5 protein-coding genes are annotated in these 9177 nt (G+C 62.1%); 4 read left to right on the forward strand and 1 reads right to left on the reverse strand.

Features of this window, described 5'->3' with window-relative positions; all coding sequences use genetic code 11:
• Positions 1-52: 52 nt before the first annotated feature.
• Both AC1D1P_RS07840 and AC1D1P_RS07845 read left to right on the forward strand, forming a co-directional pair.
• Positions 53-4927 carry a beta strand repeat-containing protein gene (locus AC1D1P_RS07840; protein ID WP_477672595.1) on the forward strand — a complete coding sequence of 1625 codons (4875 nt, stop codon included), beginning with the start codon at positions 53-55 and terminating at the stop codon, positions 4925-4927.
• Positions 4928-4954: 27 nt separating this feature from the next.
• A complete protein-coding gene (locus tag AC1D1P_RS07845) occupies positions 4955-6646 on the forward strand; it encodes a ShlB/FhaC/HecB family hemolysin secretion/activation protein (protein WP_477672596.1) in 1692 nt (563 codons plus the stop codon).
• Between the two features lie 131 nt (positions 6647-6777).
• On the opposite strand, the gene AC1D1P_RS07850 is transcribed toward AC1D1P_RS07845, so the two are convergent.
• Entirely contained in the window at positions 6778-7839 is a 1062-nt protein-coding gene (locus AC1D1P_RS07850) for a S1C family serine protease (protein ID WP_477672597.1), read from the reverse strand.
• A 503-nt stretch (positions 7840-8342) separates the two neighbouring features.
• Between AC1D1P_RS07850 and AC1D1P_RS07855 the strand changes: the two genes are divergently transcribed.
• Together AC1D1P_RS07855 and AC1D1P_RS07860 are read left to right on the forward strand one after the other, a co-directional pair.
• A complete protein-coding gene (locus AC1D1P_RS07855) occupies positions 8343-8609 on the forward strand; it encodes a flagellar biosynthetic protein FliQ (protein WP_477669657.1) in 267 nt (88 codons plus the stop codon).
• 15 nt (positions 8610-8624) lie between these two features.
• A partial coding sequence (locus AC1D1P_RS07860) for a flagellar biosynthetic protein FliR (protein ID WP_477672598.1) occupies positions 8625-9177 on the forward strand: 553 nt, incomplete at its 3' end.

The raw sequence follows: 9177 nt of genomic DNA on the forward strand, positions 1-9177 counted from the left end.
GTCCTGGAACGGCGGAACCGGCATCAGTTGCTCCAATACGGCTTGCGGCAGCTTGTCGGGAAGCATCAGTTTCGGCGGAACCGCCCAGGGCGCGGTCAATGCCGGAAGCTACACGGTGACGGGTTCCGGCCTGTATTCCAATCAGCAGGGCTACGACATCAGTTACGCCAATGGCACGCTGACAGTCAATCCCGCCAGTTTGGCTGTCACAGGCGTGAGCGCAAACAACAAGGTGTATGACGCCGGCACCACCGCCACCCTCAACGGCACGGCCAGCGTCACAGCCATCGCCGGCGACACGGTGAGCATCGCCGGCACCGGCAGCGGTGCTTTCGCCGACAAGAACGTGGGCAACGGCAAGGCCGTGACCGTCACCGGCTACATGCTGAGCGGCGCAGATGCCGCCAACTATGTCGTCGTGCAGCCCACGGGCCTGACCGCGAACATCACGCCGGCCAGCCTTGCCGTTGGCGGTGTGACGATCCAGGACAAGGTGTACAACGCCAGTGACGCCGCCACCATCAACGGCACGGCCAGCGTTGCAGCTTTCGCCGGTGATACGGTGAACGTGGCCGGCACGGGCATCGGCCGGTTTGCCGACAAGAACGTGGGCAACGGCAAGGTGGTTACCGTGACCGGCTACACGCTGGGCGGCGCCGATGCCGGCAACTACACCGTGGTGCAACCCACRGGKYTSACSGCMAACATCACGCCGGCMAGCYTGRCKGTTACGGGYGTRGGSGCMAACAACAAGGTYTACGACACRACSACCACMGCGACGCTGAGCGGGACAGCAGCGGTGACGGCTTTGAGTGGTGATACCGTGACCGTGGGCGGTACCGGCAATGGCGCCTTCACCAACAAGAATGTGGGCAATGGCAAGGCGGTGACTGTGACCGGCTACACGCTGGGCGGTGCCGACGCCGGCAACTACACCGTGGTGCAACCCACGAGCTTGACCGCCAATATCACACCGGCCAGCTTGACTGTCGCGGGTGTAGGCGCAAACAACAAGGTCTACGACACCACCACCACGGCCACGCTCAGCGGAACAGCGGCCGTTACAGCCCTGGGCGGCGATACCGTGACGGTGGGTGGCATCGGCAGCGGCACCTTCGCCAACAAGAATGTGGGCAATGGCAAGGCGGTGACTGTCACCGGCTACACACTGGGTGGAGCAGACGCCGGTAACTACACCGTGGTGCAGCCCACGGCGGTGACCGCCAATATCACGCCGGCGAGCCTGGCGGTGACGGGTGTGAGTGCAAACAACAAGGTCTATGACACCGCCACCACGGCCACGCTGAGTGGAACAGCCGCCGTTACGGCCCTGGGTGGCGATACTGTGACGGTGGGGGGCACCGGCAGCGGTAATTTCGTCAACAAGAATGTTGGCAATGGCAAGACCGTCACCGTCACCGGCTACACACTGGGCGGTGCTGATGCCGGCAACTACACCGTGGTTCAACCCACAGCTGTCACGGCCAACATCACGCCGGCCAGCCTGGCTGTCACGGGTGTAGGCGCAAACAACAAGGTCTACGACACCACCACCACCGCCACACTCAATGGCACGGCGGCCGTCGCGGCCCTGAGCGGTGATGTGGTGACGGTTGGCGGTGGCAGCGGCACCTTTGCCAACAAGAATGTGGGCAACGGCAAGACCGTCACTGTCACCGGTTACACACTGGGCGGTGCCGACGCCGGCAACTACACCGTGGTGCAACCCACGGGATTGACCGCGAACATCACGCCGGCTGGCCTGGCTGTTACCGGCGTAGGCGCGAACAACAAAGTCTACGACACGACCACCGCGGCGACACTCAACGGAACGGCAGCCGTCACGGCCCTGGGCGGTGACGTCGTGGCCGTGGCCGGCACGGGCAGCGGCAGCTTCGCCAACAAGAATGTGGGCAATGGCAAGGCTGTGACTGTTACCGGCTATACGCTGAGCGGTGCGGACGCCGGCAACTACACCGTGGTGCAACCCACGGCGGTGACCGCGAACATCACGCCAGCCAGCCTGGCTGTTACCGGCGTAGGCGCCAACAACAAGGTCTACGACGCAACGACCACCGCGACTCTCAACGGAACGGCGGCTGTTACGGCCCTGGGGGGTGATGTTGTGACGATTGGTGGTGGAAGTGGTGCTTTTGCCAACAAGAATGTGGGCAGCGGCAAGGCCGTGACGGTCACCGGCTACACGCTGGGCGGTGCGGACGCCGGCAACTACACCGTGGTCCAACCCACGGGGCTGACCGCCAACATCACCCCCGCCAGCCTCACGGTCACAGGTGTGAATGCTAACAACAAGGTGTACGACACCACAACTGCAGCCACGCTGAGCGGAACAGCTGCGGTGACGGCCTTGGGTGGCGACACGGTGACGGTAGGCGGCGCCGGCAGCGGCAGCTTCGCCAACAAAAACGTAGGCAATGGCAAGGCCGTGACCGTCACCGGCTACACGCTGGGCGGTGCCGACGCCGGCAAYTACACCGTGGTGCAACCCACCRGCKTGACMGCCAACATCACRCCGGCMAGCYTGRCTGTYASCGGYGTRRGYGCAAACAACAAGGTCTAYGACACSRCCACCACRGCSACGCTGAGCGGAACAGCMGCSGTKACGGCYYTGRGTGGYGATRCCGTGACCGTGGGCGGTACCGGCAGCGGAAATTTCGYCAACAAGAACGTGGGTAACGGCAAGGCCGTCACCGTCACCGGCTACACMCTSGGCGGCGCCGATGCCGGCAACTACACCGTGGTGCARCCMACAGGTGTSACGGCCAACATCACGCCTGCCAGCYTGRCYATTACGGGTGTAGGCGCGAACAACAAGGTCTACGACACCACCACCACCGCCACGCTCAATGGCACCGCAAACGTCGCGGCACTGGGCGGCGACGTGGTGACGGTTGGCGGTGGCAGCGGCACCTTCGCCGACAAGAATGTGGGCAATGGCAAGGCTGTGACGGTCAGCGGCTACACACTGGGTGGAGCTGATGCAGGCAACTACACCGTGGTGCAGCCCACCGGCGTCACGGCCAACATCACGCCGGCCAGCTTGACTGTCACGGGTGTAGGCGCAAACAACAAGGTCTACGACACCACCACCACCGCCACACTCAATGGCACGGCGGCGGTCACAGCTCTGGGCGGCGATACCGTGACGGTGGGCGGCACGGGCAGCGGCAATTTCAACAACAAGAACGTGGGCAACGGCAAGGCCGTCACCGTCGCCGGCTACACTCTGGGCGGCGCCGATGCGAGCAACTACACCGTGGTGCAGCCCACCGGCGTCACAGCCAACATCACGCCGGCGAGCCTGGCTGTTACCGGCGTAGGCGCAAACAACAAGGTCTACGACACGACCACCACCGCCACACTCAATGGCACAGCAAACGTCGCGGCCCTGGGCGGCGATACCGTGACGGTGGGCGGTACCGGCAGCGGCACCTTTGTCAACAAAAACGTGGGCAACGGAAAGGCCGTGACAGTCACGGGCTACACACTGGGCGGCGCCGACGCCGGCAACTACACCGTGGTGCAGCCCACAGCTGTCACGGCCAACATCACGCCAGCCAGCCTGGCAGTCACAGGTGTGGGCGCCAACAACAAGGTGTATGACACCACCACCACGGCTACTCTCAATGGCACCGCAGGTGTTGTTGCCCTGGGCGGTGATGTCGTGACGGTGGGCGGCACCGGTAGCGGAACCTTCGCCAACAAGAATGTAGGCAATGGCAAAGCTGTGACCGTGACCGGCTACACGCTGAGCGGCGCCGACGCCGGCAACTACACCGTGGTGCAGCCCACTGCCGTTACGGCAAACATCACGCCGGCCAGCCTGGCGGTGACCGGTGTAGGGGCAAACAGCAAGGTGTATGACGCGAGTACTGCAGCCACCCTCAATGGCACGGCCGCTGTGGCTGCTTTGGGCGGTGACGTGGTGAGTGTGAGTGGCGGTAGCGGCACTTTTGCTGACAAGAATGTGGGCAATGGCAAGGTCGTGACCGTGGCCGGCTACACCTTGGGCGGAGCCGACGCCGGCAACTACACCGTGGTGCAACCTGCCGGTGTTACGGCAAACATCACACCAGCCAGCCTGGCCGTCACGGGCGTCGGGGCAAACAACAAGGTCTACGACACCACCACCAACGCCACGCTTAACGGAACGGCGGGGGTCACAGCCCTGGGCGGTGACGTGGTGACTGTGGGTGGTACCGGCAATGGCGCTTTCGTCAACAAAAACGCGGGCAACGGCAAAGTCGTGACGGTGACCGGCTATACGCTGGGCGGGGCCGACGCCGGCAACTACACCGTGGTGCAACCTACAGGTGTCACGGCAAACATCACACCGGCCAGCCTGGCTGTCACCGGTGTAAATGCGCAGAACAAGGTTTTTGACGGTACGACTGCGGCCACCTTGGGTGGTACCGCCGCCGTGGCGGCCCTGGTCGGTGACGTGGTTAGCGTCAGCGGCGGCAGCGGTGCTTTTGCCAACGCGAATGTGGGTAACGCAAAGCCCGTGACCGTGACAGGCTATACCCTGGGCGGGGTTGACGCGGCCAACTACACGGTGGTGCAACCGACCGGGCTGACGGCATCCATCACTCCCTTGCCTGTCACAGCTGTGCCCGCACGGGCGGGAACGCTTGGGCGGGGGGGCGCCGATGATGGTGCCGACGCCGCCATGCAACAGGCCGTGGATGGGACACGCTCCAAATCCGGCCTGATCGAGGTATCGCCCATCCTTCGGGTAACTCGCAGCGCAAGCGCCGATGCCTCCGGTGGAGACGAACTGGTGGTTTCCGGTGGGGCCGTCGAGGTGCTGCAGGATGTGGTTGCCACAGTAAGAAAAGATCCGCGCCTGCATATCGTTGACGGCGGCGTGCAGCTGCAAAACGGTGTGCTGGCCGCTCAAAAATAAATACGGCTACCCCACAAAAGTTTCCCCATGAAATGCAACGTATCCGGTAAGCACGCTGTGCTGCTGTTGGCAGCCGCGCCCCTGTTCGCGGTCCAGGCGGCTGATCCGCTGCCGGTTGATATCGGCACCATCCTCCGGCAGGTCCAGCCGTCCCAGCAAGCCGTCCCATCGCCCCGCGGAGAAAGGCCGCCCCTCAGCAATGAGGGGAATATCCCGCCGCCACCTGTGCGTCCCGCCGTGACGGTGGATGTCAAATCGATCAACATCATCGGCAACACCCTGTTTGAGACAGCCACGCTGCATGCACTGGTGGCCGATGCTGAAGGCAAAAGCCTGACGCTTGACCAGCTCGACGAAATGGCGGGGCGCATAGGCCAGTATTACCACAGCAGGGGCCAGACCTTTGCCCGGGCCGTGGTGCCTGCGCAGGTGATCCAGTCGGGCGTTGTTCGCTTTCTGGTGGTCGAGGCGCGCTACGGCAAGGTCGGCGTCAACAACCAGACGCGCGTGAACGACCTGCTGCTGCAGGCGACGGTAGCGCCGCTGCAAAACGGGCAGCCAGTCGACCAGGCCCTGCTGGACAAGTCCCTGCTGTTGCTGTCGGACATACCCGGCGTGGTGGTGCAGGCAACCTTAAGACCCGGCGACGGGATGGGCACCTCCGATCTGAGTATCGATACCACGCCCGGCCCGGCGGTTTCAGGAAGCCTGGTTGTGGACGACTACGGCAACAGCTATACAGGAAGAGCCCGCCTGGGCGGTACGGTGTACGTCAACAACCCTTTGAAGCATGGCGATGTCCTGAGCCTGAGCGGCCTGAATTCCGGGAAGGGGCTGAGCTACGGACGGGTGGGCTACGAATCATTGTTGAACGGCCAGGGCACCCGCGCAGGAGCCGCCTATTCCTTGCTGGATTACAAAATTGGCGGGTCTCTTGAGATACTTGGCGCGCAKGGTTCCGCCGAGACCGGCAGCCTCTGGGGCAAGCATCCGCTGGTGCGAAGCCAGACGGTCAACCTCTATGGACAGATTCAATACGACACGGTGCAGTTGCGCGAGCGTGTAGACGTGGCGGGAATAAAAACAGACCRGCATCTCGACTCCTGGACGTCGAGCCTGACCGGGGACTGGCGGGACACCTTGCTGTCCGGCGGCATCAATACCTGGAGCCTGGGATGGACCCGGGGCAGGGTGGTTTTTGACGCTACAGAGGCGCAGCTGGACGATGCGGCCAGCGCACGAACGCAGGGCTGGTTTTCAAAGGCCAATCTGGGCTTCTCCCGCTTGCAGCGCCTCGGGCAAAACAGCACGCTGCATTTTTCATGGGCAGGCCAGTGGGCAAACACCAACCTCGATTCGTCACAAAAAATGTCCGTGGGCGGGCCCTATTCGGTGCGTGCCTACGATGTGGGTGCGTTGTCGGGTGATACGGGTTACCGCACAAGCGTCGAGCTGCGCTACGACCTGGGGCAGGTTGTCGGCGGCAAGCTCCAGGCGGTGGCGTTCTGGGACGGTGCCTACCTGAAAGTCAATCAACGACCCTGGGTGACAGGTGCCAACAGCGCAACGCTCAGCGGAGCGGGGGTTGGCCTTGACTGGACCGGGCTCAACCAGTGGCGGGCCCGTGCCTACCTGGCCTCGCCCCTGGGGTCGACACCCGAGCTGGTCAGGACGACAGATTCAACGCGTATGTGGACCGAGGTCGCCTACCGGTTTTGAAGGCTGCGCTGCTCGTGCCCATTCCTGGCTTGTCGTGCGGGGCTGTCAAATCGCGTAGCCCTGTAGTGCTATTAAATCAATAGCTGCTTGCGCTTTACCTGTATGGGCTACAACCTATTTTGTTGTAAAAATCAGATGCCCGCAGGCTTCTTGAGCGTCAGCATCCTGTCCTGGGCCTTGAGCACAATGGTTTTGACTTCTGCACCCTGCAGCACCGTCAGCCTGACTTCCGCGTCGGGTGCGGGCCGGTCCCACAGCTTTTTATAAAAAGCTTCGAGCGTGGCCACCTTGGCGTCGTCTACTGCCAGCACCACGTTGCCCGCCTCCAGCCCGGCCAGGTCCGCAGGGCTCTCCTTGCTGACCCGCAGGATCTGTATGCGCCCGCCCTGGTCATTGGAGGTGATGCCGAGCCATGGCCTGCGGCTTTTCATGCTGGCGCCTGAACGCTGCAGCTCCGCGAGGATGGGACGCAGCAAATCCACCGGCACAAACATATTGCCCGGCAGGCGGCGGTTTTCGCCTGTGGCATCGGACACCAGCAGCGAGCCTATGCCCATCAACTCACCTTTCTGGTTGAAGAGCGGGGCGCCGCTGTGGTTGCCGCCACTGGCCATGATAGGTGGGCTGGTGAACAGCGCCGATTCGATGTGGTATTCCCAGCTGCCGGAGAACGCGCGCCGGCTGACCAGCCGGGTCATGCTCACGTCGCCGTCCTCATCAGCCTGCGGGCCGGTGACGGCCATCAGCGGTTCGCCGGGCTGCAGGTCTTTACCGTTGCCCAGCGCTGCCACGCCCACACCGCGCAGTGGCAGCAAGGGGCGCAACAGCCCGAAGCCGGTAGCCAGGTCATAGGCAACGGCGCGCGCCGGCAAGGTGCGGTTGTCTTGCGTCACGATCTCGATGTGTTCGGCTTCCAGCATCAGGTAGCCGATGGTGAGGATGAGCCCGTCCTGGTTGATTTGCACACCTGAGCCGGCGCGGCGCAGGCCCAGCGTTTCGGCCGAGCGTGCATCTTCCATCGCCGTGACCTTGACGCCKACCACCGCCGTTGTAGCGCGGGTTAGTGCGTCCATCATGGCCTGCGCCGCCGGGGGCTGCACAGTGGCCGCGTGCGCGGTGCTGGCAAGCCAGGGTGTGCCGGACAGCAATAAGCTTGAAAGGAGGATGTAGAGCCGCTGACGCAAGGTGCACATGACAGACTCCTGAACGGCAGGAACAATCCCAACCACAGCTCAAGAATGCACGTTAATAAATGGCGTTACAAGCGGTAAGGTCAAAAGAATCTTGAGAAGCGTGTAACAAACAATCAGCTCATTCATTGCCCCAACCCGCCAAGTCTCATTTGTTGACCTCAGCAGGCTCCCCAAAAGGAGGGGAAAAGGGGAAGGGGTTGTGAAAAATTTCTAGTCAGCGAAGTAGCACCGCACAAGGTTCAAAAGCAATATCTATTTCCAGTGCTTTGGAAATGTCTAAGTAATTAGTACCTAAATCGATATGGAAAATAAGGTAACTGCTGCCGCAAATTCTGTAGATTGCGATACAGTTCGGAACAAATAACAGGGGGAGGCCCCGCTACAGGCGCCTTGGGACATGACAAACAACAAAGCTTATCGAATGCGTCAGGATGACCGCGCGGACTTGCATCCCTTTGCATGTGTGGCGACAACAAACTATGGATGCGGGAGCACACAGCAGAATGCACGCTGACCTGGCTTTGAAAATGATGTCGGACCTATTCTGGATGGGATTCCTGGTGTGCCTGCCCGTTCTTGGCTTGACCATGCTCACAGGTTTGCTGATCAGCATTGTTCAAGTGGTTACGCAGGTGCAGGAGATGTCCCTGACCTTTGTACCCAAGCTGATGACGGCTGGCATTGCGCTTGTCGTGTTTGGCCCCTGGATGTTGCGCAAGCTCAGTGCTTACTTTACTCAGCTGTGGGCAGGTATTCCTGCCATGTTTTAGCCCAGGTCGCCACGCGTGATTGCTGAACTTGGAGCCGGATGGTCTTGGGTTTCCCAGAAATGGGCATTGCCACCTTTGGAGGCGGTGATCCTGCTTTCGATACGGGTTGCCGGTGTTTTTATCCTGACGCCAGTTTTCTATGCCATGCCCATACCGACGACGGTGCGGGTGTTGATGCTGCTGTCGCTGTCGTTCATCATTGCGCTGGGGTTTACACCGGTCGGAAGCGGCCATATCGCCAATCATGCGACGCTGTTTACGTCCGCACTGGCGGAGCTCGCGCTGGGCGCGACGCTCGGGCTCGGTGTGCTGCTGGCGTTTGCGGCCTTTGATGTCGCCGGGCGGATTCTTGACATCCAGATCGGGTTCGGCATCGCGCAAGTGTTCGATCCCGTCACTCGGCGGCAGGTGCCGATCCTGACCTCCGCCTTCAACACATTTGCCGTGCTGCTGTTCTTCCTGCTGGCCGGCCATCATGCTTTGCTGCGAGGCATCGCATTCAGCGTTGAGCGGTTTCCCGTGGCAGCGCAGTGGTCGGCTGCCTACGGCCTGGTCGCGATGCTCAAAC

This window comes from Polaromonas sp. P1_E1_2, from assembly GCF_056406035.1.